Annotated in this window: 25 protein-coding genes; 11 read left to right on the forward strand and 14 right to left on the reverse strand. The window is 67.5% G+C overall.

Annotated elements, in window-relative coordinates; all coding sequences use genetic code 11:
- Positions 1-130 precede the first annotated feature (130 nt).
- Positions 131-1,129, forward strand: coding sequence for a LacI family DNA-binding transcriptional regulator (locus ACFTSF_RS40560; protein ID WP_380160808.1), 999 nt, complete (start codon positions 131-133; stop codon positions 1,127-1,129).
- On the opposite strand, the gene ACFTSF_RS40565 is transcribed toward ACFTSF_RS40560, so the two are convergent.
- Positions 1,119-3,194 (reverse strand): phosphocholine-specific phospholipase C, encoded by a 2,076-nt coding sequence (locus ACFTSF_RS40565; protein WP_380160810.1) that lies wholly within the window; start codon positions 3,192-3,194, stop codon positions 1,119-1,121. The two genes, ACFTSF_RS40560 and ACFTSF_RS40565, sit on opposite strands and share 11 nt — an antisense overlap.
- 88 nt (positions 3,195-3,282) lie before the next feature.
- Complete coding sequence (locus ACFTSF_RS40570) at positions 3,283-4,362, reverse strand: 3-deoxy-7-phosphoheptulonate synthase (RefSeq protein ID WP_380160812.1); 1,080 nt, start codon at positions 4,360-4,362, stop codon at positions 3,283-3,285.
- A gap of 279 nt (positions 4,363-4,641) precedes the next feature.
- Here ACFTSF_RS40570 and ACFTSF_RS40575 point away from each other — a divergent pair, with 279 nt between their 5' ends.
- From ACFTSF_RS40575 to ACFTSF_RS40595, 5 genes are all read left to right on the forward strand, one after another.
- A complete protein-coding gene (locus ACFTSF_RS40575; protein ID WP_344153648.1) occupies positions 4,642-4,977 on the forward strand; it encodes a hypothetical protein in 336 nt (111 codons plus the stop codon).
- A gap of 4 nt (positions 4,978-4,981) precedes the next feature.
- The gene (locus tag ACFTSF_RS40580) at positions 4,982-5,530 is read left to right on the forward strand and encodes a histidine phosphatase family protein (protein ID WP_344153653.1); all 549 of its coding nucleotides are present in this window, start codon (positions 4,982-4,984) and stop codon (positions 5,528-5,530) included.
- Positions 5,527-5,928 (forward strand): fluoride efflux transporter FluC, encoded by a 402-nt coding sequence (locus ACFTSF_RS40585; RefSeq protein ID WP_380160814.1) that lies wholly within the window; start codon positions 5,527-5,529, stop codon positions 5,926-5,928. The genes ACFTSF_RS40580 and ACFTSF_RS40585 overlap by 4 nt, the downstream gene beginning before the upstream one ends.
- Complete coding sequence (gene crcB, locus ACFTSF_RS40590; protein ID WP_380160816.1) at positions 5,925-6,290, forward strand: fluoride efflux transporter CrcB; 366 nt, start codon at positions 5,925-5,927, stop codon at positions 6,288-6,290. The genes ACFTSF_RS40585 and crcB overlap by 4 nt, the downstream gene beginning before the upstream one ends.
- Positions 6,291-6,478: 188 nt before the next feature.
- Positions 6,479-6,769 carry a WhiB family transcriptional regulator gene (locus tag ACFTSF_RS40595; protein ID WP_344153662.1) on the forward strand — a complete coding sequence of 97 codons (291 nt, stop codon included), beginning with the start codon at positions 6,479-6,481 and terminating at the stop codon, positions 6,767-6,769.
- Positions 6,770-6,815: 46 nt separating this feature from the next.
- On the opposite strand, the gene ACFTSF_RS40600 is transcribed toward ACFTSF_RS40595, so the two are convergent.
- The 6 genes from ACFTSF_RS40600 to ACFTSF_RS40625 all read right to left on the reverse strand — a co-directional run bounded on the left by ACFTSF_RS40600 (position 6,816) and on the right by ACFTSF_RS40625 (position 11,739).
- The gene (locus tag ACFTSF_RS40600) at positions 6,816-7,229 is read right to left on the reverse strand and encodes a PLD nuclease N-terminal domain-containing protein (RefSeq protein WP_380160818.1); all 414 of its coding nucleotides are present in this window, start codon (positions 7,227-7,229) and stop codon (positions 6,816-6,818) included.
- 70 nt (positions 7,230-7,299) lie between these two features.
- Positions 7,300-8,175, reverse strand: coding sequence for an ABC transporter permease (locus ACFTSF_RS40605; protein ID WP_380160819.1), 876 nt, complete (start codon positions 8,173-8,175; stop codon positions 7,300-7,302).
- Positions 8,162-8,968 carry an ABC transporter ATP-binding protein gene (locus tag ACFTSF_RS40610; protein ID WP_380160821.1) on the reverse strand — a complete coding sequence of 269 codons (807 nt, stop codon included), beginning with the start codon at positions 8,966-8,968 and terminating at the stop codon, positions 8,162-8,164. Before ACFTSF_RS40610 ends, ACFTSF_RS40605 begins: the two co-directional genes overlap by 14 nt.
- A 24-nt stretch (positions 8,969-8,992) precedes the next feature.
- Positions 8,993-10,075 (reverse strand): ABC transporter substrate-binding protein, encoded by a 1,083-nt coding sequence (locus ACFTSF_RS40615; RefSeq protein ID WP_344153675.1) that lies wholly within the window; start codon positions 10,073-10,075, stop codon positions 8,993-8,995.
- 91 nt (positions 10,076-10,166) lie between these two features.
- Positions 10,167-10,280 carry a putative leader peptide gene (locus ACFTSF_RS40620; protein ID WP_380160824.1) on the reverse strand — a complete coding sequence of 38 codons (114 nt, stop codon included), beginning with the start codon at positions 10,278-10,280 and terminating at the stop codon, positions 10,167-10,169.
- Positions 10,281-10,332: 52 nt separating this feature from the next.
- The gene (locus ACFTSF_RS40625; RefSeq protein ID WP_380160825.1) at positions 10,333-11,739 is read right to left on the reverse strand and encodes a M1 family metallopeptidase; all 1,407 of its coding nucleotides are present in this window, start codon (positions 11,737-11,739) and stop codon (positions 10,333-10,335) included.
- A 95-nt stretch (positions 11,740-11,834) separates the two neighbouring features.
- Here ACFTSF_RS40625 and ACFTSF_RS40630 point away from each other — a divergent pair, with 95 nt between their 5' ends.
- Positions 11,835-14,387: a family 78 glycoside hydrolase catalytic domain gene (locus ACFTSF_RS40630; RefSeq protein ID WP_380160826.1), complete on the forward strand. Its 2,553-nt coding sequence runs from the start codon at positions 11,835-11,837 to the stop codon at positions 14,385-14,387.
- On the opposite strand, the gene trmB is transcribed toward ACFTSF_RS40630, so the two are convergent.
- Together trmB and ACFTSF_RS40640 are read right to left on the reverse strand one after the other, a co-directional pair.
- Complete coding sequence (trmB, locus tag ACFTSF_RS40635) at positions 14,368-15,072, reverse strand: tRNA (guanosine(46)-N7)-methyltransferase TrmB (protein WP_344153684.1); 705 nt, start codon at positions 15,070-15,072, stop codon at positions 14,368-14,370. The two genes, ACFTSF_RS40630 and trmB, sit on opposite strands and share 20 nt — an antisense overlap.
- 963 nt (positions 15,073-16,035) lie before the next feature.
- Entirely contained in the window at positions 16,036-19,011 is a 2,976-nt protein-coding gene (locus tag ACFTSF_RS40640) for a bifunctional [glutamine synthetase] adenylyltransferase/[glutamine synthetase]-adenylyl-L-tyrosine phosphorylase (protein ID WP_380160828.1), read from the reverse strand.
- 159 nt (positions 19,012-19,170) lie between these two features.
- On the opposite strand from ACFTSF_RS40640, the gene ACFTSF_RS40645 reads away from it, so the two are divergent.
- Both ACFTSF_RS40645 and ACFTSF_RS40650 read left to right on the forward strand, forming a co-directional pair.
- Entirely contained in the window at positions 19,171-19,704 is a 534-nt protein-coding gene (locus ACFTSF_RS40645) for a hypothetical protein (protein ID WP_344153690.1), read from the forward strand.
- 45 nt (positions 19,705-19,749) lie between these two features.
- Positions 19,750-20,325, forward strand: a complete 576-nt coding sequence (locus tag ACFTSF_RS40650) for a peptidylprolyl isomerase (RefSeq protein WP_380160830.1) — start codon at positions 19,750-19,752, stop codon at positions 20,323-20,325.
- Positions 20,326-20,746: 421 nt separating this feature from the next.
- Here ACFTSF_RS40650 and ACFTSF_RS40655 read toward each other — a convergent pair whose 3' ends face one another.
- On the reverse strand, positions 20,747-22,087 hold the full coding sequence (locus tag ACFTSF_RS40655) for a glutamine synthetase family protein (RefSeq protein WP_132415057.1): 1,341 nt from the start codon (positions 22,085-22,087) through the stop codon (positions 20,747-20,749).
- 120 nt (positions 22,088-22,207) lie between these two features.
- Between ACFTSF_RS40655 and ACFTSF_RS40660 the strand changes: the two genes are divergently transcribed.
- The gene (locus tag ACFTSF_RS40660; RefSeq protein WP_380160887.1) at positions 22,208-22,609 is read left to right on the forward strand and encodes a hypothetical protein; all 402 of its coding nucleotides are present in this window, start codon (positions 22,208-22,210) and stop codon (positions 22,607-22,609) included.
- Here ACFTSF_RS40660 and ACFTSF_RS40665 read toward each other — a convergent pair.
- Positions 22,535-23,446, reverse strand: coding sequence for a hypothetical protein (locus tag ACFTSF_RS40665; RefSeq protein WP_380160832.1), 912 nt, complete (start codon positions 23,444-23,446; stop codon positions 22,535-22,537). The genes ACFTSF_RS40660 and ACFTSF_RS40665 overlap by 75 nt on opposite strands.
- Positions 23,443-23,901 (reverse strand): hypothetical protein, encoded by a 459-nt coding sequence (locus ACFTSF_RS40670; RefSeq protein ID WP_344153704.1) that lies wholly within the window; start codon positions 23,899-23,901, stop codon positions 23,443-23,445. Before ACFTSF_RS40670 ends, ACFTSF_RS40665 begins: the two co-directional genes overlap by 4 nt.
- Positions 23,902-23,958: 57 nt before the next feature.
- Between ACFTSF_RS40670 and ACFTSF_RS40675 the strand changes: the two genes are divergently transcribed.
- The gene (locus ACFTSF_RS40675) at positions 23,959-24,615 is read left to right on the forward strand and encodes a peptidoglycan recognition family protein (RefSeq protein ID WP_380160834.1); all 657 of its coding nucleotides are present in this window, start codon (positions 23,959-23,961) and stop codon (positions 24,613-24,615) included.
- Here the strand turns inward: ACFTSF_RS40675 and ACFTSF_RS40680 are convergent.
- Entirely contained in the window at positions 24,567-25,745 is a 1,179-nt protein-coding gene (locus tag ACFTSF_RS40680; protein WP_380160836.1) for a DUF418 domain-containing protein, read from the reverse strand. The genes ACFTSF_RS40675 and ACFTSF_RS40680 overlap by 49 nt on opposite strands.
- Positions 25,746-25,748 lie beyond the last annotated feature (3 nt).

Below are 25,748 nucleotides of genomic sequence, written 5' to 3' on the forward strand. Positions count from 1 at the left end.
CCTCGGCCCTCCCGAGCGAATGGGGTCGGTCTGAGACGCGAAGGTAGACCGGTCGACACACTGGTTTCCTGCTTTGCGCAAAACCTTGCGCAAAGCACCGGCGGCGACGACGATACGACGGATGGTCACCATGACCGAGGTCGCTCGCGCCGCCGGAGTGTCGGTCAGTACGGTCTCCCATGTCGTCAACGGGACCCGCCTGGTGGCACCCGCAACCCGCGAACGCGTCCAGCACGCGATGGACCTGCTCGGCTACAAACACCAGCCGACTGCGCGCTCGCTCTCCGCGGGAACGAACCGCACCATCGGCCTGGCCATCACCGTCGCGACCAACCCGTACTGGGTCGAGCTCATCCAAGGCATCGACCGCGAGGCCACCCGCGCCGGCCTGAACGTGATCATCGTCGATACCCGTGACGACGCCCGGCACGAGTCGGTGGCGGTCGCGAACTTACTTGCCCACCGCATCGAAGGCCTGATCATCGCCCCGGCCGACGGGTGGCGCGATCTGACCTTGCCGATGCTCCGCGACCACGCCCTCCCCTACGTCCTCGTCGACCGGATCACGCCCGAGCTCCGCGTCGACCAAGTCGGCGTCGAGAACGAGGCGGCGACCACCGCGATCATCGATCACCTGATCTCGCTCGGCCATACCCGGATCGGCATGCTCAGCGGCATCCCCGGCCTGTCGACCAGCGCCGAGCGGCTGCGCGGCTACCAACTGGCTCACCAACGCGCCGACCTCCCGGTCGATCACGCCTTGGTCCGGGTCGGCTCGTCGTCGAGCGACGGCGGCCGCAAGGCGACCTGGGAGCTGCTGCAACTCGACGACCCGCCGACCGCACTGTTCGCGGCGAACAACAGCATGACGATTGGCGCCCTGGCCGCGCTCAACGCCGCCAAGATCGCCGTACCGAAGGACATGGCTCTCACAGCGTTCGACGACTTCGCCTGGGCCGATCTGTTCAGCCCGGGCCTGACCACCGTGGCTCAACCGTCCGCGGCGATCGGTGCCCGAGCTGTCCAGCTACTGCTGCGCCGGATGAACGATCCCGATGCGCCTCCGCAGACAATCCGGTTGCCTGCGGAGATCATGCATCGTCAGTCGTGCGGTTGCGTCAGCCGGTGAGCCCGGCCCGGCCGGTCTCCAGGTGCCCACTCAACCGGCGCCGGTACGTCGTGTCCTCGACGACCGTGACCTCGACGTCGTACCAGCCGTGGTCGGTCGGCCAGTCGACCTCGCGGGTCTGCTTGCCGCGCAGCGTGACCGTGACGGTCTTGCTGCCGTAGCCACGAGCCTTCAGCTTCAGCGTGAGCGGCTTGCGAGACGTGTTGACCAACGCCAACTCCAGCTCACTCCCCCGCTGACACGTCCGCACATCAAGCCCGGCCGCGACACCATCGGTCGACCCGGCGAGCTCGACCCAGAACCGGTTCGGCCCTTGTACGGCGATCTCGTACGGACCCGCGACCGCGATGGCCTCCGCGTGGTCCCGCCGTACGTCGAGATGCGCCGGCGCGGGCAGTTCACCGCCGTACGGATAGATCGCGAAGTGCGCCGACTCGGCACCTTCGTTGCTGATGGCCACTTTCAGCTTGCCGTCAGCAACGAACCCTGAAACCGCCGGCCGGTAAGGCAGCGGGCGGGCCGGACGCCGGCCGTTCTCCTGCTGCGGGACGGCCTGGTCGACGGGCGGCGTCGGCTTCCAGCGCGCGATCGGCGCCGGGATCGAGCCCGGCGCCTCGACGGTCGGCTGCCGGTACGAGCGGTCGAAGTCGAAGGCGGAGGTGAGGTCACCACAAGCAGCCCGCCGCCACTTGCTGATGTTCGGTTCCTGGACGCCGGTCCAACGCTCGAGGAACCGGATCACCGACGTGTGGTCGAAGGTCTGCGAGTTCACGTGACCGCCGACGGTCCATGGCGACACCACGGTCATCGGGACGCGCGGGCCGAGCCCGATCGGCTGACCGTTGTACCAGTCATCGCCGTTCCCCGAGGGCGGACGCGGCGCGACCGGCGGCGGCACGTGGTCGAAGTAGCCGTCGTTCTCATCGAAGTTGATGAACAGCGCGGTCTTCGACCAGGTCTCGGGATCGGAGGCGATCGCGTCCAGCAACTCATAGACGAGGTTCGCGCTGGCCACCGGAGTAGACGAGCCCGGGTGCTCGGAGTCGACCGCAGACGGAACCAGCCAGCTGACGCGCGGCAGCTTGCCCGCCTTGATGTCGGCCTTCACCCGCGGAACCAGCGACTCCGGCTCGGACCGGTACATCGCCTGGTGGAACAGCTTCTGGTCGGCCTTGGGCTGCTTGGCCACGGCCGCCGCCAGCTGCTGCAGCGCCTCGGTCTGCTGCTCGGGCGTCTTCTCGAAGAGCTTGTCGTAGAACTCCTCGGTGGTCCGGTACCCGCCCGGTACCGACGCCAGGATCCGGGTCCCGAGGTCCTTGAAGGTCCGGAAGTACTCGACCGCGTTGTCGGTGAAGTTGTCCCACTCCTGGTAGATCTTCCAGGAGACACCGGCCTGCTCGAGCCGCTCCGGGTACGCCGTCCAGTCGTAGCCCTTGTGGTTGTAGTCGTACGCCGCGTTCGTCACCGCGCGCTGGGTCGTGCCGGGCTCGTAGCCGGTGGTGCCGGACCACAGGTAGTTGCGGTTCGGGTTGGTGGAGCCGTTGACCGAGCAGTGGTAGGCATCGCAGATCGTGAATGTCTCGGCGAGCTCGTACTGCAAGGGGATGTCGCGACGGTCGTAGTGCGTCATGGTCGCGGCCGTCTTGGCCTGGACCCAGTTGTCGTTCCAGCCGTTGCTCCAGGCCTGGGTCGCGTCGGTGAATCCGTGCGCGAGGGCGCCGAGGTACTGGATGTCGTCGGGGTTGCGCCCGGCCGCCGCGGCGGCGGTGCGGATCGAGAACGGCAGCACCTCACCGCCCGTGGTCTTCGGCTGATGGAAGACGCTCCGCCCGTTGCGCAACCGCAGCGGCTGGCGATCGCCGAACCCGCGGACTCCGCGCAGTGTCCCGTAGTAGTGGTCGAACGAACGGTTCTCCTGCATCAACACGATCACGTGCTCGATGGCCCGCAGTCCCCCACGCCGTGCCGGTTGCGCCATCGCGGTATGCAGCGACGGCGGGAGCAGTGACAACGCTGCTCCGCCGGCCGCTGAACCGAGAACAAGACGCCTGGAGATCTCTGTCATGGTCCGGACCATGACAGAGCCTCGTATCCGCCGCAAGACGTTCAGATGAACAGCACCAAATACCTTCCCCGCCCCACCACCCCGGTCGTTATCCGCGCCGCGCCAGCACTGCATTCCGTAGCTCGGCGAGTACTGATTCGGTGGTTTCCCAGCCCATACAGGCATCCGTGATCGATTGCCCGTAGGTCAGCTCGCGGGTCGGGTCAAGATCCTGACGCCCCTCTTCCAGGAACGACTCCAGCATCACGCCGACGATCGCCCGGTTGCCGGCCGCGACCTGCGCACCGATCTCGCCGGCGACGACCGGCTGACGGCGGTGGTCCTTGCGGCTGTTGCCGTGGCTCGCGTCGATGACGACGCGCTCCGCGAGACCCGCCGTACGAAGCAGGTCGGTGGCAGCGGCAACGGACTCGGCGTCGTAGTTCGGACCGGCGTCGGAACCGCGCAGGACGAGGTGGCAGTCCGGGTTCCCGCGGGTGTGCAGGATGGCCGGTGCGCCGTCGTGGTCGATACCGGTGAACACATGCGGTACGGCGGCCGCCTTGATCGCGTCGACCGCCGTACCGATGCTGCCGTCGGGGCGGTTCTTCATCCCGATCGGCATCGACAGTCCGGACGACAACTGGCGGTGGACCTGGCTCTCGACCGTCCGCGCACCGATGGCACCCCACCCGACCGTGTCGGCGATGTACTGCGGTGTGATCGGGTCGAGGAACTCGCAGCCGACCGGCAGACCCAGCTCGGTCACCTGCAGCAGGAGCTTCCGGGCGAGCCGCAGACCGCGGTTCACATCACCGGAGCCGTCGAGGCCCGGGTCGTTGATGAGGCCCTTCCAGCCGAGCGTGGAACGCGGCTTCTCGAAGTACACCCGCATCACCACCAGCAGACCGTCGGAGAGCCGCTCGGCGACCGGGCGGAGGCGCTCGGCGTACTCGAGGGCCGCGTCGGCGTCGTGCACGGAACACGGGCCGACGACGACCAGCAGCCGGTCGTCGACCCCGTTCAGTACGTCGGTGACCGCCTGGCGGCCGTCGATGACCGTCTTCGCGAGGTCGTCGTTCATCGGCAGCTCGTCGTGCAGCGCGAGCGGCGTGATCAACGGGACGGTCTTCTCGATCCGCCGGTCGACAACTGCGGCCTGTTCGGATCGTCGCGGGAGGGTGTTCATGGTGGTGGGACCTTTCCGCCGGAGCACCGCGGAAGGTCGCAGTCAGCCGGCTGGGAACAAGAAAAGGCAAGGACGGATGTCCTTGCCTTCGGGCCGGCTGTGGAGTGTTGGGTGGGCGTCAGCGATCGGCTGAGTCGCCCGGCACCACGGCCGGCCACTCAAAAAATCGCCAATAGCAACGCTTCACAGACCAGACGATAGCACCTCCCTAGTAACCAACCCGGCTCCGGGCTCGTTGAGCGCTGCAACAACGGGTCGACATCTGAGGGGTGCTGGACAGTGAGGCCGCGGGTCTTCGAGCTGGTGCGGTACCGGGATCCGAGTGGCGTCTCCGGGACCGGTGTGGTCGCGGAGGGCTGCGAGTTCAGCGACGGGTCAGTCGCGTTGCGGTGGCGGGGCGACAACCCCGCGACCGCGGTCTGGCCCGGTCTCGAGGCTGTGCTCGCCGTGCACGGCCACCAGGGCGCCACCGAGGTGCGCTGGATCGACACCCAACCCCCGACGACGACAAGCCCCCAACCGCCCGGAGGCATCGATCAACTCTTCGACGAGCTACATCAGATCCGGCCACCGTCCGCTCCTCAGGGGTGGGCCGGGGCCCGACATCTTCGCTAGGCCCATGCCGGTCACGCAGATCTATCTGGTTCGCCATGGGGAGCCGGACTATGCCCGGATCGACGGTCAGGGGCTGCGCGGAGCCGCGGCCGACTCGGCCCCGCTGACACCGGACGGGGTGCGGCAGGCCGAGGAGCTGGCCGACCTGCTCGGCGGGATCGGCGCGACGTACCTGGTCAGTTCGCCGTTCACGCGGGCGCTGCAGTTCGCCGCGATCGTCGGTCACCGGCTGGCGCTCGGCGTCCGGGTCGATCACGACCTGCGCGACTGGCTGCCGGATCACTCGGGCAGCTGGCGCGGCCACGCCGACGTACTGGCTGCGAAGGCCGAGTTCGAGGCGTACGGCGGTGAGTGGCCGGACGGCATCCGGAGGCCGTGGGAGCCGTTGTCCCAGGTGCGGGAGCGAGCGGAGACGGCGCTCGCCCGGCATGCGGCTGGCACGGATGGTCCGGTGCTCGCGATCACGCACGCGACGGTCATCCGAGCGCTGACCGGCGAGACCGGGACTGCCCATGGCGCTCACGAGTACTACCGCTACGCTCCGGCGGTGTGACCGAGGTTGTGCAGCCAGGGCTGCCGCGCGTGCTCGGCGTGGTGGCCCTTGGCGGGATTGTCGGCTCATTGGCCCGCTACGGGCTCGCAGCGGCGATTCCGCACGCCGAGGGTGGCTTTCCCTGGGCCACGTTCCTGACGAACGTGACGGGCTGCCTGGCCATCGGCGTGCTGTTCGCGCGGCTGACCCCGGGATCCCATCCGCTGCTCCGGCCGTTCCTCGGCACCGGGATCCTCGGCGGCTTCACGACCTTCTCGACGTACGCGGTCGACACAGAGAAGTTGTTGCACGCGCAGATGCACGCGCATCTGGTGGTTGCCTTCGCCTACTTCTTCGGCACGGTCGCTGCGGCGTTGCTGGCGGCAACGCTCGGCGAGTGGCTGGGCCGGCGACGATGAACGTACTGCTCGTCGCCGTCGGCGCCGCGATCGGCGCGCCGCTGCGGTTTATTGTCGACAAACACTTTGTAGCAAGGGTTTTGCAGACCACTGGCCAACAGGTCCCGTTGCCGTGGGGCACCTTCACCGTCAACGTCGTCGGCAGTTTCATCCTCGGTCTGATGACCGGTGTCACCGATCAGAACTGGACGCTGCTGATCGGCGTCGGGTTCTGCGGAGCGTTCACGACGTACAGCACCTTCGCGGCCGAGACGACCGCGCTCGTGAGTTCGGGGCATCGGGCAAAGGCTTTGCTCTCGGTGCTGCTCAATCTCGGAATCGGCCTGCTGGCCGCAGTTTTTGGTGCATCGCTCACTAAGTGATCCATGTCACAGTGAGTAGGCCCGTGGTCACGCTCTCCGCGTGAAACGCCGTGATCACAGGCTGCAACGCCACGCGCCGATAACGAATGGACCGAAGTTCGAGACAACAAGGGTTGAACTCGGCATGAGTTGAGCATAGTTTTCACCGAGCGCCCGTCCGCGCTCACGGTGAGTCATAGGAGGTTGCCATGTCGAGAGGGATGCCTCGCCTACCCCGCCCGCTCATGGATCTGTGGGACTGGCAGTCGCAGGCTGCGTGCCGCGATGTCAACCCGGAGCTGTTCTTCTCGCCCGAATCGGAGCGTGGCGTCCGTAAACGCGCCCGCGAGATGGTGGCGAAGTCGCTCTGTGGGACCTGCCCGGTCCAGCCCGAGTGCCGTCAGCACGCCCTAGCGGTCGGAGAACCGTACGGCGTCTGGGGCGGCACCACGGAATCCGAGCGCGACAACGCCCCCTTGGAGCACCGCAAGTCCGCCTGAGAAACCGCGCCCCCGTCGCCTGGAAGCAGCGACTGCGGGCGCGGTCTCACGACTTACCGTCGTCGGTCTCGGCCGAGGGCGAGTCACCGGTCGGAGTTTCGTCGGCCGGCGTTTCCGGATCCTTGGGACGCGGTGTGTCCTGCGGCTCGTCGACCGGCGGCTTGATCGTCGTTCGCGGGTCCCGGTAGCGGTCCAGTGACTTCAGGAAGTCCGGATCGTCATCGGGCGCCATCGATCGTCCGGCGGGCCGCGGTGGCCGCACCGGTCGCTCACGCCCGGCGCGCGATGTGCGCTGGGCGAGCAGCCAGACGATCGGCCCGACGAACGGGACGAACACGATGATCAGGATCCACACCAGCTTGGGCAGGTGCGGGACCTCGTCGTCGGGTGTCTGGATGCAGGAGAACAGCGCATACACGCTGAGCACCAGGCTGATCAGGAACGGAAGGAATCGGACCACATCCCCACAGTACGGCGCGCGGCCGAACCCCGGCCGCGACGCGGGCCCCAGTTGCCGAGCCGTAACCCGGTCAACGGGCAGCGCTGGTCAGTCCGCGCGCCTTCAGGACCGAGTTCTCCAGCGGGCGGAACACGAGCAGTTCGATACCGACGCCGACCACGAAGATCAGCAGGATGCCGGCGAACACCATCGAGATGTCCGACAGCGACATCCCGTTGTGCAGGTACTGACCAAGGCCCTCGCCCAGATCCGGTGAGGTCGCGATCAGCTCGGCGGCCATCAGCGACCGCCACGAGAACGCCCAACCCTGCTTGAGCCCGCCGAGGAAGCCGGGCAGCGCCGCCGGCAACAGGATGTACCGGATGCCACCCCAGCGGCCGGCCCCGAGCGCCTTGCCGACGCGCGGCAGGATCGGCGGCACCTGGTCAAGACCTGAGACCAGGCCATTCGCGATCGACGGCACGGCACCGAGCAGCACGACCCAGTAGATCGCGCCGTCGGTCAGACCGAACCACAGCAGCGCCGCGGGCACCCACGCGACCGACGGCAGACTCTGCAGACCGGACACCAGCGGTCCGATCCCCCGCCGTACGACGCGGATGTTCGCGATCGCCAGACCGAGCGGTACGGCGATCAGCAGCGAGATCGCGAAGCCGATCACCGCCCGGTGCACCGAGACCCAGAACAGTTCGACGATCTTGCCCGAGGTCACGAGCTCCCAGATCTGGGCCCAGACCGCGGCCGGCGCCGGAAGCTTGAACTCGGGCCAGAACGCGGCCGCCCACAACACCTGCCACACGAGCACCAGCAGCACGATCGCACCGATCGGCGGCAACGCCCGCGCCGCGATCCGCCGTACCAGCGAGCCTTCGGATGCGGCGATCGGTGTATCGAGTGCATCCAGCCCGGCCTCGACCGAGCCTTCCTTCACATCAAGCTGCGGCATGACTGCTGATCACCTTGCGCAGTTCACTGTTGATCTCATCGACCGCACCGGACTCGTCGGTTCCGGCCAGCCCTGCGACATCCCACTGGCGCACGACCCGGCCGGGCCGCGACGACAGCAGTACGACGCGCTGACCGAGCCGCACCGCCTCCCGGACATCGTGGGTGACGAACAGGATCGCCGTACCGGTGGCTCGCCAGATCCGCAGCAGCTCACCCTGCAGGACATCGCGGGTGATCGCGTCCAGCGCGGAGAACGGCTCGTCCATCAACAGCAGCGACGGCTTGCCCGCGCCCGAACCGGTGTTGTCGGTGGTCGAGGCGAGCGCGCGGGCCAACGCGACCCGCTGCCGCATCCCGCCGGACAGCTCGTGCGGACGCTTGTCACCAAGCCCGGCCAGCCGGACCAGCTCCAGCAGCTCGGCCGCCTTCGCCCGCCGCTGCGTCTTCGGTACGCCGGCCATCCGCAACGGCAGCTCGACATTCCCGGCCGCCGTCAGCCACGGCATCAGCGCGGCCTCCTGGAACACGACCGCCGGCCGCGACGAACTCAGCTCGATCCGCCCGCTGGTCGGCTTGTCCAGACCGGCGACCAGGTTCAGCAGCGTCGTCTTGCCGCAACCGGAAGCACCAAGCAGGCAGACGAACTCACCGGCCTTGACCTCGAGGTCGACGCCGTCCAGCGCCACCACCTCCTTGCGGCCCGACCCGAAGGCCTTGCCAACCTGGTGGAAACGCACCGGACGCGCGCCGTGCTCGCTCACCCTGCGGGGTACCTCGACTGTCGCGGTCATGTCTGCTCCTCGATCGGTCGGGAACTACTTGGTGTCGAGACCGGCGGCGTCGACCGTCGGCTTTCCTGCTGCAGTCAGTACGGCGTTCAGCGGGCCGAGGTCGGCGAATCCGGCGACCTTCGGGGCCTCCTTGACGATGCCCGCGGAGACTTGGTCCTTGGCCAGCTGCGGGAACGTCGCGGCCAGCGGGTCGGCGGTGAGCTCGATGTTGCCGAACGCACGGTCGATCACGGCCGGCTTGAGGTCCTTGCCGGTGAGCGTCTTCAGCTGCTTGTTCACCGCGGTCTTCGCCGCGGCCTGGTCCTTGTTCGCGAAGTCGATCGAGGCGACGAGACCGCTGAGCAGCCCCTTCACCGTCTCCGGGTGCTCCTGCAGGAACTGCGTCCGCACGATCAGCACCGTGGTCGGGAACTTGCCGTCCGGCCAGAGGCTCTTCTCGTCGAGCAGCACCTTCGCGCCGGCGTCGAGGACGAGCCGCGACGACCACGGCTCCGGAACCCAAGCTGCGTCGACCTTGCCCTGCTTGAACGCGTCCAGCGTCTGGGCGTTCTCGAGGTTGGTGACCGTGACCTTGCCGGTCAGGCCCTTCTCGGCCAGCCACTTCTTTAGCGACACATCCTGGGTGTTGCCGAGCTGCGGGGTGACCACGCGCTTGCCGATCAGATCTTCGGGCTTGTTGATCCCCGGCTTCACGACCAGCTGCGCGCCACCGGAGGTCGAACCGGCGATCAGGCGGACAGCCTCGCCGTTCGACTTCGCGTAGGCGTTGATGGCTGGGCCCGAGCCGATGAAGGTCGCGTCCAGCGAGCCGCCGAGCAGTGCGCCGACCGCCTCCGGACCGGCGTTGAACTTGGTCGGGACCAGCTTGGTGCTGCCGAGGTCCTTGCTGAACAGGTTCTGCTCGAGGCCGACCAGGGCGGCGGCGTGCGTGACGTTCGGGAAGTAGCCGAGCCGGAGCTCGGCGGCCGGACCCTTGCCGGCTGCGGGAGCCGGGGTGTCCTTACCCTCGGCCCGGCTGCAGCCGGCGGCCGCGACCGCAAGGGTGAGTGCGGCCGCGGACGCGGCGAGCAGACGACGACGGACAGGACGGAAGCTGGAGATGCGCACAGGAGACCTTCGGGGATGCGGGTGGTCGTGAGGACCACGGGCGAGCGTGGATCAGCGAGATTTCAGAACGGGCTGAGAGCGACGCAGAAGGTCAACAGGTTGCGGAGGCAACGCGGAGCAGGTCCACATGCCGACGGCGCGTGAGCGCGTCGGCTGGCCGGTTGGCGGTGACCTGCATGTGTCCATGAAAGCGTACAAAGTCCATCGATCGCCCTGCATTTCACAGTGCGAGACAACAAATCGCGATGTGAGACGAATCAACCGGGGAAAGGTGGAGTCTTCGCTCCGTAGATCCAGCTGTTCACGAACGACGCCAGATCCTGGCCGGAGACCTCGTTCACGACGTCGATGTAGTCCTGGGTCGAGGCAGCCTTGTTCCGGAACCGCTCGAAGAAGGTCTTCTCGATCTTCTGGAACGTCGGCACCCCGAGCTTCTGCCGCAGCGCGTAGAGCGTGACCGCGCCACCCGGGTTGGTGCCGAACAGGACGCCGTTCAGATCAGTCACGCGCCCGGGCGGCCCGTACTTCGGGCGTTCCTCGGAATCGAACTGCCACGCGTCCCGCATGAAGTCGGCAAGCTTCGTCTGCCCCTTCGAGTCGTGGTACAGACCGGTGTAGTACGCCGCGTGCCCCTCACTCAGCCACATGTCGTCCCACGTCTTCACCGACACCGCGTTCCCGAAGTACTGGTGGATCAGCTCGTGGATCATCGTGCCGACCCCGTCGGTCCCGGGCTGGGCCAGATAGTCCGCGTTGAACATGGACAGCGTCGCGCTCTCGAGGGCATACCCCGTGACGCCGCCGACACCGAGGACGCCGTACGTCTCGAACGGGTACGGCGCACCGATCGCCTGCTCGACCCATTTCAGCTGCTCGGGGACGAGTGCCACGCGCGGTCCGGCCGCCTTCGCCTTAGAACTGTCGACGAAGCTGCGCAGTGGCAGTCCATGGGGTCCCTTGCCCTTGATCTCGGTCAGATGCCCGACCGCGAGCTGCGCAACATGCGTCGGGATCGGGTCCCGCGTTCCGAACTCGTACGTCGTCCGTCCGGCCTTCGTCCGCTCCGATCGGAGCGTCCCGTTCGCCACCGCCTGGTAGCCCTTCGGCACACTCACCCGGAAGCTGACCCGGGCCTTGTCACTCGGGACGTCGTTCATCGGGAAGAACAGGTGGGACCGGTTCGGCTGGCCCATCAACTCGAAGCCGCCGGCCCAGTCCGTCCAGTGGTCGAACTTGTCCTGCTCCGGGAAGACCGGTGACCTCGGTTCGAGCGAGCGGTCCGCGACGAAGCTGATCCGCACCCGGAACGGCAGCCCCTGCAGCAGCGGGATCCGCGGGGTGACGGCGAGCTTCTCCTTCTTGTTGTCCAAGTTGAACCCGGCCGGAAGTCCGTTAACGGTCACCGACTTCACTTGCCGGGCCACCGCGTCGAGGGTGAAGCTGGACAGGCTGTGCTCGGCCTGCGCCACGATGTCCGCGGAGGCAGGCATCTGCGACTTGCCCGGGTAGTAGTCATAGGCGACGGCGTACGACTGCACGTCGTACCCGCCGTTGCCGAGCGTCGGCATCAAACGTTCGCCGGCACTCGGTGAACCAGGAGATATCGAGGTGAACAGCATCACCCCGGATGTCGCCGCGAGGCCAAACTTCCGGCCGATCTGCATGAGCATTCCTCCTCAGACTTGCTGATGGGTTGGTCAGCAGGTAATCAGGGAGGGCATATCGTCCCCGTTGACTTTTTGCTGAGGAGCCGCCGCCGATGCTCGTCGGAACACTGAAGGCCGAGTACGCCGTTCGTCCGCTGGGGACCGATGTCGATCGGCCCAGGTTCAGTTGGATCGCGAAAGCTCCCGGGTACGGCGCGACTCAGACGGCGTACCAACTGCGGGTCGGGTCCTGGGATTCCGGCAAGGTGGCTTCTTCGCAGTGCTTCGGAATCGAGTACGACGGTCCGGCGCTTACCCCGAGGACGCGGTACAACTGGTCGGTCCGCCTGTGGGACGGCTCCGATCAGGAGACTGAGTGGGCTCCGGAGGAGTGGTTCGAGACCGGTCTGCTGGATGAGGGGTTCGGCTCTTCGCAGTGGATCGGCGGCGAGACCTCCGGGGCTCCCCTGCTCCGCCGGACGTTCAGCGTCGACGGGTCCGTCCGGCGTGCGCGGTTGTACGCGAGCGGCCTTGGGTACGCCGACCTCCGGATCAACGGTCAGGCGGTGACCGACGCCGTACTGGATCCGGGCTTCACCGACTACGGCCGCACGGTCCTCTACGTCACGCACGACGTCACCGCGCTGTTGCAGACCGGCGACAACGCGGTCGGCGCCGAGCTCGGCCGTGGGTTCTTCGGCATGAACACGCCTAACGTCTGGCGCTGGCACCAAGCACCGTGGACCTCCGAGCCCCGGCTGATCGCCCGCCTCGTGATCGAGTACGACGACGGCCGCGTCGCCGAGGTGGTCAGCGATCCTTCGTGGCGGATCACCGGCGGGCCGACCATCTCGGACTCGCTCTATACCGGCGAGACGTACGACGCTCGTCGCGCACTGCCCGGGTGGGACACGGCCGATTTCGACGACTCCGCCTGGTCCACTGTCTCGGTCGTCGATGCACCGGCTGGTCGGCTGCGGGCGCAGGAGCATGAGCCGATCCGCGTCATCGAAACAGTCGATCCGGTCACTCTCGACGAGGTGCGGCCCGGTGTCTGGATCGCCGACTTCGGCCGCACGACGGCCGGGTGGGCGCGGTTGCGGGTGAGCGCGCCGGCCGGGACCACGATCAGTCTGACGTACGGCGAGACGGTTGCCGACGGCAACGTGGTCGCGGTGAACGGGCATGTCGAGGGCGATCGGATCCAGCGGGATGAATACATCGCGGCCGGGTCGGGTGTCGAGGAATGGGAACCGCGGTTCTCCTACAAGGGCTTCCGTTATGTCCAGATCTCCGGAGCGCGGCCGGATGTGCAGTTGCGAGTCGTGAATTCGGACGTCCGATCGGTGACCGCGTTCGCGTCGAGTGAGCCGGCGTACGAGCAGTTCGAGCAGGCGATGCGGCGGACGGTGCTGAGCAATCTGCACGGCATCCCGACGGACACACCCTTCTACGAGAAGAACGGCTGGACTGGCGACGCCCAGGTCGGTGCGCCGACGATGCTGGCTCAGCTGGATCTCGCGCGCTTCTTCACCAAGTGGCTCGGCGACATCCGCGACAGTCAGGCCGAATCCGGGCAGCTGCCGGTGATCATCCCGACCAACGGCTGGGGGTTCGCCGAACTCGCCCCCGCCACCGAATGGCCGACCGTCTACCCGATCCTGCTCCACGAAATGCATCGCACGTACGGCGACGAGCGGCTACTGCGCGAGCACTGGGATTCGCTCACCCGCTACCTCGCCTGGGAACTCGACCGGGTCGAGGACGGTCTGTCCGTCAGCGTGCTCGGCGATTGGCTCCCGCCCGGTTACAGCGACGGCCCAGCTCCGGAGGACCGTCGACTGACCGGTACGGCGTACCTGTATCGCGCGGTGCTCGCGGCTGCGGAGATCGGGGACCTTCTGGGCAAGGCCCACGACTATCGGAAGGCTGCCGCCGAACTGGCGGACGGGCTGAACCGGACCTTCCTGGATCGGGATCTGGCCGTGTACCGGAGCGCCGACGATCCGGATTACCGGCAGACGTCGAACGCCGTACCGCTTGCCTTCGGCATCGTTCCCGAGGAGCTCGCCGAGCGGGTCGCTGCGAGTTTGGCTGCGGATGTCGAAGCCCGCGGGTTCCACTTGAACACCGGGTGTCTCGGGGTCGGTGTGCTGCTGCCGGTGCTGACGGCGTACGGATATGGCGATGCGGCAACCAAGGTGGCGCTGCAGCGGAGTTACCCCAGTTGGGGCTACTGGTTCGACCTCGGCGCGGACACGATGTGGGAGATGTGGGAGGCGGACTCGCGTTCCCGCAACCATTACTTCCAGGGCACGGTCGTGCAGTGGATCCTCGAGAACGTCGCCGGTCTGCGGAACGCGGGTGTCGGCTGGGAGCGGATTATCGTCCGGCCGGATGCGCGTGGCGAGACCGCGTCGGCGAGCATCCGGACCTCCACGATTCGCGGGCAGGTGACTGTTCAGTGGCGGCGGGTCAGCCGGGTGTTCTCGGTGGAGGTGCATGTGCCAGTCGGCGTGACCGCAGTCGTTCATGTGCCATCCGAGTCGGCGTCGGACGTTGCCGCCGTACCGCAGTCGCTGGCGGGTGAGGCGACGTACGAGGACGGCTACACGATTTACACGGTGGGCGCGGGCATCTGGAACTTCACGAGCCGGACCGCTTGACGTAGATCAGGTCGCGAACCTCGCGCCCTTCCGCCTGGGCCCGTGACTCGAACTTGGTGACCGGTCGCCATTCGGGTCGCGGGGCCCAGCCGTCGTACTGGTTCCGCAGCGTCGGCTCGGCGTCGCAGACCGCCAGCATCTGGTCGGCGTAATGCGCCCAATCCGTTGCCAAGTGCAGCGTTCCGCCCGGACGCAGCCGGGAGGCGACAAGCGCGATGAACGCCGGCGCGACCAACCGCCGCTTGTGATGCTTCTTCTTCGGCCACGGATCCGGGAAATAGATCCGTACGCCGTCCAGCCCCGCGGGCTCGACATGATCGGTCAGGAACGCGATCGCGTCACCCTGCAGCAGCCGGAGGTTCTCCAGGTCGTACTTCTCGGCCAGCATCATCAACTGCCCGAGCCCGGCCGTATACACCTCAGCCGCGATGTGATTGACCTCCGGCGCCGCGACCGCGAGCTGCGCGGTCCCCTCGCCCATCCCCGACCCGATCTCCAGCACAGTCGGCGCCGCACGCCCGAACCACTTCACCAGATCCGTCGGCCCCGCAGGCAGATCCTCCAGCTTCGACCCCAGCTCGGCCCAGTGCGCATCCCACGCCCGCCGCTGACCGGCAGTCATCCGCACCCCACGCTGCGTGGTGCTCAACACACCCCGCCGCTTCTTCCGCTCCGTCGTCTCCACCAGGTCAATCCTAAAAGAACCCCATCCACAGGCCGCCGCCGGTCCGTCGACAGCAGGCCTCCAGCCCCTTCAGCCAAGCGCCCTCCACACGTGCCGGTACGACGTTGAGCACGGTTCAACCACGTGCGCGGCCGAACGGTGGTTGACGGGTGCACAAGGTGAGCCGGCCGGGCGACCTTGAGCACCGTTCGACCATTTCGGAGGGGCTCGTGTGGTTGATGGGTGCTCAAGGTGACTCGCGTCGCGATCTCGAGGTCCCGGGGCTGCCGGGTGCGTTAGTCGATGGATTTTCGTCACCGAGTCCCCAAGATCCCTCGGATAACGCAGATCTCCGGCATCACGCACCTCAGCCACAGCCCGTCAGCCCCAGGCAACGTGCAACCGCGGTCACCGGCCTCGCCATCCGGCTCAGCCATCCGCTCGGCTCGCCCGCTGGTCTTTGTCGGCCGCCTTTGGCGGTCGAGTGGGGGTGCAGACCGAAACGTTCTCGGCCGGGGACGTGCGCTGTGGCCGATCACCACTTCCGGCCGATCTGAAGGACAACGTGGCTGGACGCCGCCGTGGCCGAGCCGGATGGCGAGGTCGGCGACCGCGGCTTCGCGTCGCTTGAGGTTGACGGGCTCTGGCTGGGGCAGTTGAGTTCCCGTCGCCTGACAAGTGACCCGCTGCTGGAGGGTGGGGTGGATATTCGCCCTGACCGGCCCGTGTTCTCTCCCCAAACCGGTTTGGGGAGAGCTGGCACCATCCGCGAGGGGATGTGGGGACGATCCACCCCCCGAAAACGACGGCTAGAACGCCCCAGCTCCCGCGAGAGCTCGACCCGGCCCCCCCCCCCCCCCGCTCAGCGGTTATCCCCTCAGTTGGGGGGTTGCCCATCGAGAATCTGAGTGGGCAACCCCCCAACTCGATAGGCAACCCGAAGAACCCGCGGCCGAGGCGGACCGGTCTCCGGATGGTCGGACGTTAGTCGTCCCAGAAGAGGTGGGAGACGGTGTTGTGGGCTCGGCGGGTGATGCGGAGGTAGTCGTCGGAGAAGCGGCTGGATTCGCTGGGTGGGTAGCCGCAGATCTGGGCTACCGCGGCCAGGTCGCGGGGGTCGGTGGGGAGGGAGTCGCCGGGGCGGGCGCGGACGAGCATGATCGCGTTGCGGATCCGGGAGGCGAATTCCCAGGCGGTCTCGAGGGTTTCGGCCTGGGTCGGGTCGACCAGGCCGGCTTCGACGCCGGCGCGGAGGGCCGCGAGGGTGCGGGTGGTGCGCAGGCTGGGGAGGCGGTGGGCTTCGCGGAGTTGGAGCAGTTGGACGGTCCACTCGATATCGGCCAGCCCGCCACGACCGAGCTTGGTGTGGGTACTGCGGTTCGCTCCGCGCGGCAGCCGTTCCGCATCCACGCGGGCCTTGATTCGGCGGATCTCCATCACGTCGCGCTCGCCGACGCCGTTCGCCGGATAGCGCAGCGGGTCGATCAGCGCACGGAACGCCGTACAGAGGTCTGGATCTCCGCAGAGCGGGTCGGCGCGCAGCAGGGCTTGGGCTTCCCAGACAGCAGACCAGCGTGCGTAGTAGGACGCGTACGACGCCAGTGTCCGGACAAGCGGTCCCTGGCGACCCTCGGGGCGGAGGTCCGCATCGATGGCGACCGCCGGATCGGCACCCGGCAAGGCGAGCAGACGGCGGAGTTCGGTGGCGGCCTGGGTGGCGAAGTCGGTGGCGGCCTTCTCGTCTGCGCCGGGTAGCGGGTCGTGGACGAACATGACGTCGGCATCGCTGCCGTACCCGAGCTCGTGCCCGCCGAAGCGACCCATCGCCACAATCGCCATCCGCGTCGGCTCCGGCTCGCCCTTGGCGACAGCCTTGCGCGCAACCTCGAGCGCGGTGGTGAGGGTGCCGATCGAGATCCCGGTCAGGGCGTTGCCGACTGCCTCGACATCGAGCAGACCGGACAGATCCGCGGCTGCGACCCGGAACAGCTCCCGGCGACGTACCGCACGAATCGCGGCTACGGCGGCTTCCGGCTGATCCTGCCGACGAGCGGCAGCTGACATCTCGGTCCGCAAACCCTCGGGTGTGCGCGGGACGAGTTCGCGTTCATCGGCCAGCATCGCGGTCGCTTCGGGAGCACGCTGCAGCAGATCGACGGCGTACCGGCCGCTGGCGAGCAGGTGCGCGAGGCGCTCAGCGGAGGCGCCTTCGTCGCGGAGCTGCCGCAGGTACCACGGGGTCGAACCGAGACTGTCCGAGATCGTCCGGAACGCGAGCAGACCGGCATCGGGATCCGGCGACTCGGCGAACCAGCCGAGCATCGCGGGCAGCAACGCCTTCTGGATCGACGACCGCCGCGACACGCCCTCGGACAACGCCTCGATGTGCCGCAGCGCGGACGCCGGATCGGCGTATCCGAGCGCGGTCAGCCGCTGCTTCGCTGCCTGCGGCGTGAGCCGAACCTCGACGCCAGGAATCCGCGCGACCGCCGCGAGCAACGGCCGGTAGAAGAGCTTCTCGTGCAACCGCCGAACCTCGAGCGCATGCTTCTTCCACGCCGCGGTCAGGTCGGCGACCGGGTTCTTGGTGAAGCCGAGCGAGCGACCGAGCCGCCGCAGGTCGGCATCGTCCTCCGGGACCTGATGCGTACGCCGCAACCGGTACAGCTGAATGCGGTGTTCCATCGAGCGCAGGAAGCGGTAGGCATCGGCCAGTACGGCGCCATCCGTGCGACCGACGTACCCGCTGGTGGTGAGCGACTCCAGCGCGATCAACGTCGTACCACTGCGGACCGCCTCATCGCTGCGCCCATGGACGAGTTGCAGCAGCTGTACGGCGAATTCGACGTCCCGCAGACCGCCCGGCCCGAGCTTGAGCTGGCGATCGACATCGGCGGCCGGGATGTGGTCGATCACCCGGCGCCGCATCGCCTGCACGTCGCCGACGAATCCTTCGCGGTCCGCCGCCGACCAGACCAGCTTGCCGATCCGCTCGACGTACTCGCGGCCGAGGTCGGCATCACCGGCGACCGGGCGCGCCTTGAGCAGCGCCTGGAACTCCCAGGTCTTCGCCCAGCGCTGGTAGTAGGCGAGGTGACTCTCGAGCGTGCGGACGAGTGGGCCGGACTTGCCTTCCGGGCGCAGCGCCGCGTCGACCGGCCAGAGCGTGCCTTCGCCGGTGTGGTCGGAGCAGATCCGCATCGCGGCTGCGGCAAGCTGGGAAGCGGTCTTCAGGGCCGGCGCTTCGGGTTCGCCATCGAGTGGTTCGGCGACGAACAGAACGTCGACATCGCTGACATAGTTGAGCTCCCGGCCACCACACTTGCCCATGGCAATGACTGCGAGTCGACAATCCGCGGCGTCGGGATGAACGGCGAAGTGGTTGTTGCGCGCGATCCGCAGCGCGGTCTCCAGCGCTCCCCCGGCCAGATCAGCCAGTACGGCGGCCACCTCGTCGACCAGGAGTCCTTCGGCCAGGTCGCGAGCGGCGAGTCGCAGCAGCAGGCGGCGGTATTCGACCCGGAGCGCATCGATCGGCTTGTCCGCGTCGACGGCGGTGGCGAGTTTCGCGGCGACGTCTTCGACGGAGGGACGGGAACCGGTCAGGGTCGGATCGGCGAGGTCGTACCAGTGCCGCGGGTGGACGTTGAGGTGCCGACCGAACGCCTCACTCGCACCGAGCACGAAGATCAGCCGGCGGCGAAAGTCGCCGTCCATCTCGAGTGTGCGGGCGAAACCGGCGACGTCGTACTGATTGCGGTCTAGCGCCTCGACCATGCCGAGCAGGCTGTAGAGCGCCAGATCCGGATCGGCAGACTCCGAGAGCGTGGTGATCAGCGGCTCAGTGGCGAACGGGTGCAGCGCGTCGAGCTGCTGCAGTAGTTGCGCGGCGCGCTGCGGATCCCCGAACCCCAGCCGAACCAGCCGCCCTTCGCCCGAGCCCCTCTGCGCATCCGCCACGACCGTCAGGCTACCTAGTTGGGTGCGTGCCGTTGCAGGGCTGTCGGCCACGTCGCGTGACAGAATTTCGAGGAGCGCGCGAGCGGGTTGCGGAGGGATTGCGGTAAACACACGGAGTTGCCTGGCGTATTCGGGCTGTAGTCGGCATGATGAGTCTCCATGGTCATGATGACGGGGTCGCTCGCTGTTCGGGGCACGGTGGTCTGGTTGACGCCCCAGCAGGGTGGGCGAGTGTCCGGGCCGCCCGAGCCGGACTACGACTACGACTACACGGGCACAGCCTTTCTCCCACCGCGGACCGCCGAGGACGGGCAGGCGGGAGTCTGCCTGCGCCGCTTCGCGCCCGGCGCCTGGCGGACACCGGTCGAAGGGATTCTCGTTCCTGGACAGGGGAATCGGGCCCAGCAGGTGATCCCCGGCTGTCTGGTGGTGATCACCGAAGGCGTCCGGCCGGTCGCGTTCCTCACGGTCGAGGAGGTGCACGCGATGGCCGACGACGGTACGCCGGCGATCCCGCCCAGACCCGTGGTCGAGCCGGCGCCACCACCGGCCGATCCGATCGAGGCGCCGTACCGGCACTCGACGGCAACGGCCCGCTTCACCTCGACCCACTCGTCCGACAGCGTCCCGGCCGAACCTCTCACGGCCGAGCCCGACCCGGACGAGCTACTGAAGGCCGCCACCTCACTCTGAACACACCCTGTTGCAATCCGGCTACTCAGTGTTATTTTCGATGGCATGGGCCGTTGGAAACGGGTTGTCGTCATCCTGCTGGTCGCCGCGATCGTGCTCGCCCTCGAAAGCTGGACGGTGCACGCCACCCCAACGATGTTCAAGAACTGCACCTACACCCGAACCGATGACGGCAGCATCCGGCCGCCGTTCTCGCTGACTCCGGTCCTGGGCTCGGTGAAAGTGACGCTCAAGACCGACCGCGGCACCCTCGAACTACGCCTCGATCGCCAGAACGCACCCTGCGCGGTCCACAGCTTCACCCATCTCGCGCTCCAGCGCTTCTACCACGGGACCCCGTGCCCGCGCCGTACCCGGGCGATCCTCGAGTGCGGCGCGGGGCGGCCCGGCTACCGCTTCCCGGTCGAACTCACCGGCAAGGAGCAGTACCGCCGCGGCGTGGTTGCCCTCAGCAACCAAGGCGCCATGAACGGCAGCGCCTTCTTCCTGGTCCACGGCGTCCACGGCGCACCAGCCGGCTCCACCATCATCGGTGTCGTCAGCAACGGCCTCACCATCCTCGACCGCATAGCCGCCGACCCCCGGCAACCCGTCCAGGTACTGGAAGTCCTCATCGGCTAACCGGGCACCGGCCTAACGTCCGAAAGACCGGAGGGCCCGTCTCCGATCCTTCGGACGCTACAACGCCCACCCGGCTAACGTCCGAAAGACCGGACGGCCCGCCTCCGAACCTTCGGACGTTAGCCCCGGAGGCCAGGCGGCGTCCTTCCCGGACAGCAACCAAAGGCCGTCAGCCGCAGGCGACGGAGAGCGCGGTCACCAGCCTCGTCATCCGGGCCAGCCACCGCGGCGCCCAGCCACCCTGTCTTTCGAGTCGGCCGGAAAACAAGCTCAGCCACAGCGCAACGCCCCCGGCCGAGTCCTTTCGCGCCCTGCCACGCGCCCGTTTCTCGGGGGTGCGCACCCCCTGCGGGGGCCTTGAACAAGTTATGCCTTGTTCAAGCCCCCCAGTTCCTGTTCACACCCCCGAGACGAGGCCGGGTTAGAGGACTGGGAGGAGTTTGTTGAGTTCGAAGGGGGTTACTTGGCGGCGGTAGTCCTGCCATTCGGCGCGTTTGTTGCGGAGGAAGAAGTCGAAGACGTGTTCGCCGAGGGTTTCGGCGACGAGTTCGCTTTCCTCCATCGCGTGGATGGCTTCGGCGAGGCTGCCGGGGAGGGGCTTGATGCCTAGGGCCTTGCGCTCGCGCGGGGTGAGGGACCAGACGTCTTCCTCGACCTCGCGTGGGAGCTCGTAGCCCTCTTCGATTCCCTTGAGACCGGCGGCGAGCATCAGGGCGAAGGCTAGGTACGGGTTGGCGGCGGAGTCGAGCGAGCGGAACTCGACGCGCGACGACTGGCCCTTGTGCGGCTTGTACATCGGCACGCGCACGAGCGCGGAGCGGTTGTTGTGACCCCAGGAGACGAAGGACGGGGCTTCGTCGCCGACCGCGAGACGCTTGTAGGAGTTCACCCACTGGTTCGTGACTGCGGTGATCTCGGCTGCGTGGTGCAGGAGGCCTGCGATGAAGGCGCGGCCGGTCTTGGAGAGCTGGTACTGCGCGCCGCCCTCGAAGAACGCGTTCCGGTCCCCCTCGAACAGCGACATGTGGGTGTGCATCCCGGAACCGGGCTGGTCGCTCAGCGGCTTCGGCATGAACGAGGCGTAGATGCCCTGGGACAGCGCGACCTCCTTCACCACGACGCGGAAGGTCATGATGTTGTCCGCGGTCGACAGCGCGTCGGCGTACCGGAGGTCGATCTCCTGCTGACCCGGACCACCCTCGTGGTGACTGAACTCGACGGAGATGCCCATCGACTCCAGCATCGTGATCGCCTCGCGGCGGAAGTCGTTGCCGATCCCCTGCGGCGTGTGGTCGAAGTACCCGGACGAGTCGACCGGCTCGGGCGTCGTACCGACCGCGCCGACCAGGGACTTGAACAGGTAGAACTCGATCTCGGGGTGCGTGTAGAAGGTGAAGCCGAGATCGGCCGCCTTCGACAGGGTCCGCTTCAGCACGTGCCGCGGGTCGGCGAACGACGCGGACCCGTCCGGCATGTTGATGTCGCAGAACATCCGCGCCGTACCCATGGTCTCGCCGCGCCACGGCAGGATCTGGAACGTCGACGGGTCCGGCTTGGCCAGCATGTCCGCCTCGGTCACCCGGGCGAACCCCTCGATCGCGGAACCGTCGAACCCGATCCCCTCGGAGAACGCGCCCTCCAGCTCGGCCGGCGCCACCGCCACCGACTTCAGGAACCCGAGCACATCGGTGAACCAGAGCCGCACGAAGCGTACGTCGCGCTCCTCGAGTGCGCGCAGTACGAACTCCTGCTGCTTGTCCATCAGTCCACCTCGATCGTCAGGTTGTGCGGCCCTCACACAGTGTGCCCCGCCTCTGTTAAGCAGACGTTACGTGCTGCAGGAGACATGGCACCTATCAGGCCCTACCGTGTCCTCGTGCAGATGACCTTCCGGGTCGCGCTGATCGTGGCCGCCATCCTGTGTCTGAGCGATTTTCTGCTCTCCACAGCGCGGTTCGTGCAGTCGATCCGGCACCGCAGACCGGCCGAGCGCGACGTGCTCGGGCGGCGCTGGCTGCCGCTGCCGGAGATCGGTTTCGGGATGTGCGCGTTCTGCTTCCCGGGGCTGATCACGCTCGGGCTGACCCAGCACGACGCCGACAACCTGCCGACCCGGCAGATCCTGCTGGTCGCGTTCGTTTTCGGGTACGCCGGTGCTGTCCTGTCCCGGGTGGTTCGTACTCCGGGCCCGGGCGGCCGCCGCTTCCGGCTACGCGCCGGCCTGCTGCTGGGCCTGCCCGCTGCTTTCGGGCTCGTGTTCGGTCTGTCGGGTATCGCGGTCTGACCTGCGCTTTTTGAACCACGGCACGATCCGCTCCAGCGGCGCGAAGGCGAGCCAGCAGACCACGGTCGGCAGGAAGTGGATCAGCAGGATCGCCGTGTTCGCCACGTGGAAACCGAGGAAGAACAGCGCGCCGAGCAGTTGCCAGCGGCCCTTGAGCCAAAGGATCACCGGCGAGAAGAACTCGGCGATGAACCCGACCCACTGCATCACGTGCAGCATCCACGGGTGGTGCAGCAGCCACTCCCCGACCGGATGCGGCCGCCGGACGATCGCCCAGGTCAGGATCGCGCTGCTCGGCCAGCTGAAATTCCATCCTGGGCTGCGCACCTTCGCCACCCAGGACAGGAAGTACGTCGCGATCACCGAGATCTGCACGCACCGCACCGCCCACCCGGCCGCCTCCGACCGAGTCTGATCCCCGTACGCCGCTCTGCCGCGGACCGTGGATTTGACCGTCGGAAGGACCCAGAGCGCGACTACCAGCGCGAGGTGGTCGTGGTCGACCTTGCCGTCGCTCATCCCGATCAGCACCCACCACGTGAACGCCGGGGCGACGATCCACCCGGCCGTGCGGGGGAACCAGTTCGTCGCGCCGACGAGGCAGGCCACGATCAGGACGACGTACAGGGCGGTGGTGTTGGCGACCGAGGGCTTGGGGAGGTCGAAGATCCGGGCGAGGAGGAGCGGTTGGTAAAGGCCGGGGTGTTCGCCCTTGAGGCGGGTGTCGCGGACGAACGCATGCATGTCGAGGATGACGAACAGGTAGAGGACAGTCCGCAGCCAAGCAACCCGGGCGAGGGCGATCTTGGGAGTGAACCAGTTTGCTACTCGGTTCATCGGCGTACCTGCCAAGTCGCGAGTACCTCGGGAGTGGGTGGGCCTACTACTCGGCCCTTCACCAACTGAGTCGTGTCTCGGATGAGCTCTAGCTTCACGTACTGCGGCTGGTCGGGGTGTTTCTTCTTCCAGCCGTCGGCGACTTGCTGCAGGAGCGACGGGTCCTTCTCGATCTCGCCGGTGCGCGCCTCGATCTCGGCCCGGGCGACGCCTGCGCCCTCGATGTTCAGCGGTACGTCGACCGTCGTACCGGCGTCGGTCTGTGCGCTGACCCGGGTGAAGGTGACCGAGGCGTCGTCGGCGATCCAGCCGGCGTACTGCGACATCGGGCCGAACGGCCACGCGTCGTCGGTCGCGCGCACCGAGCCGTTGATCAGCAGCACGATGCCGAGCACCGCGATCAGCACCCGGGCCGTCTTGCCGACCCGCCCGAGTTTGAGGTCACCTTCCGTCACCCGACGTATTAGACCAGAGCGGTTTGGCGAGCTCGTCGGTAGGGGATTTTCTATGACATGACCGCCCCCGAAAGTTTCCAACCGTCCCGGCGGACCCTGTTGCGCGGCGCGGCCGCCTCCGGGGTCCTGCTCGGCGGGATCGCGCTCCCCACGACCGCGGCGTACGGCGCCCCGGCCCCTCGCTGTTACACCCGCTCCGAATGGTCGGCCCGGCCGCCGAAATCCGCCACCTCGGTGATCGCCAAACCCGACCACATCGTCATCCACCACACCGCCTCGCCGAATGTCACGGACTATTCGCTGGCGGCGGCGTACAAGGTCTCGCACTGGATCCAGGACCTGCACATGGACACGAACGGCTGGATCGACGCAGGGCAGCAACTGACGATCAGCCGCGGCGGATACCTGATGGAGGGCCGCAGCAAGTCGCTGTCGTCGATCAACAACGGGCAGAACGTGCTCGGCGCCCAGACCGCCAACCACAACAGCCACACGATCGGGATCGAGCACGAAGGGATCTACGTCAACGCGAACGTGCCGGTGAAGTTGTTCGACATGTCCGTGCTGACGTGTGCGTGGCTGTGCACGAAGTACGGTCTCGATCCGCACGTGGCGATCGTCGGGCACCGGGACTACAACGCGACCCAGTGCCCAGGCGACGTCTTCTACGCGAGGCTGCCGGAACTCCGGGATCGCGTGGCCGCGGCCCTGTAGGTGAACCAGCGGATCAGCTTCTCGAACGGCCCGCGGTAGTTGGCTTTGCGCATCCGGTCGGCCATTGCGACGGTCGCCAGCCAGGTTGCGATAGCGAGTAGCGCGGTTGTCGTGGTGGTGAGAGTGCCGGAGAGGTCTAGTAGGTACGGCGTGAAGACGAGCGCCCAGACGACCGACTGGCTGAGGTAGCAGGTCAGCGACCGCTGACCAACGGCGGCGATCGCCAGGGTGAACGGGCCTTGGCGATTGCTCAGCCGGTGTGCGATCAGCACGATCAGAGCGGCGTACCCGAAACCGCCGAGGACACCGCTGGCATCGTGCAACGGGCCGAGGTACGTGAGGGCGTGATCGCTCGGCCGATCGATGATGCCGCCGACAACCAACGACACCGGCAGCGCACCGAGGACCGCGATCGTGAGTCCGACGATCGCCGTCGTACGCAGCAGGGTGCGGTGCTCGGCCGGCCGCTCGAGGATGCGTCGACGTCCAGCCCACAGGCCGATGAGGAACGGTGTCACGAACCCGATCCAGCCCAGCATCGCGATAAAGGGATGCGCGATGATCCGCGTCGAGAACTGCTCGGCGAGGTTGTGCGGCAGCATCGCCGGATCCGCCCCCTCGGTCATCGTCGAGAAGGAGTCATCACTCGGCATAGCCGTCAGCACGAACGCGAGCCCCGCCACCAGGAACAGCCAGACGCCTTTCCAGTTGATCGCCCAAACCCCCAGGAACAACAGCACGCCGTACGCCCCCAGGATGTCGCCGACATACAGCAACATCGCATGCACGAACCCCAGCACCACCAACACCAGACTCCGCCGCCACAACAACTTCCGAATCGGCCACCAAGCCCGCCCCGACTCCCGCTGCCGCCGCACGATCTGCGCCACGCCGTACCCGAACAACACCCCGAACATCGGAAACGCCCGCCCGTCCACGAACGTCGAGATCAAGGTCCCGATCCCCCGATCCAGCACCGACCCACCCACCGGAAACCCCCCGAACGCCCGCTCCCCCGCCACAAAGTAATGCGAGTTGGCCAGCGCAATGAACAACAACATGAACCCCCGAGCCAAGTCCGGCCCCAGCGCCCGCTCCCCCACCCCAGTAGGCCCACCACTCATCGTCATACC

The organism is Kribbella sp. NPDC056951 (assembly GCF_042674205.1).
GTDB lineage: Bacteria > Actinomycetota > Actinomycetes > Propionibacteriales > Kribbellaceae > Kribbella > Kribbella yunnanensis.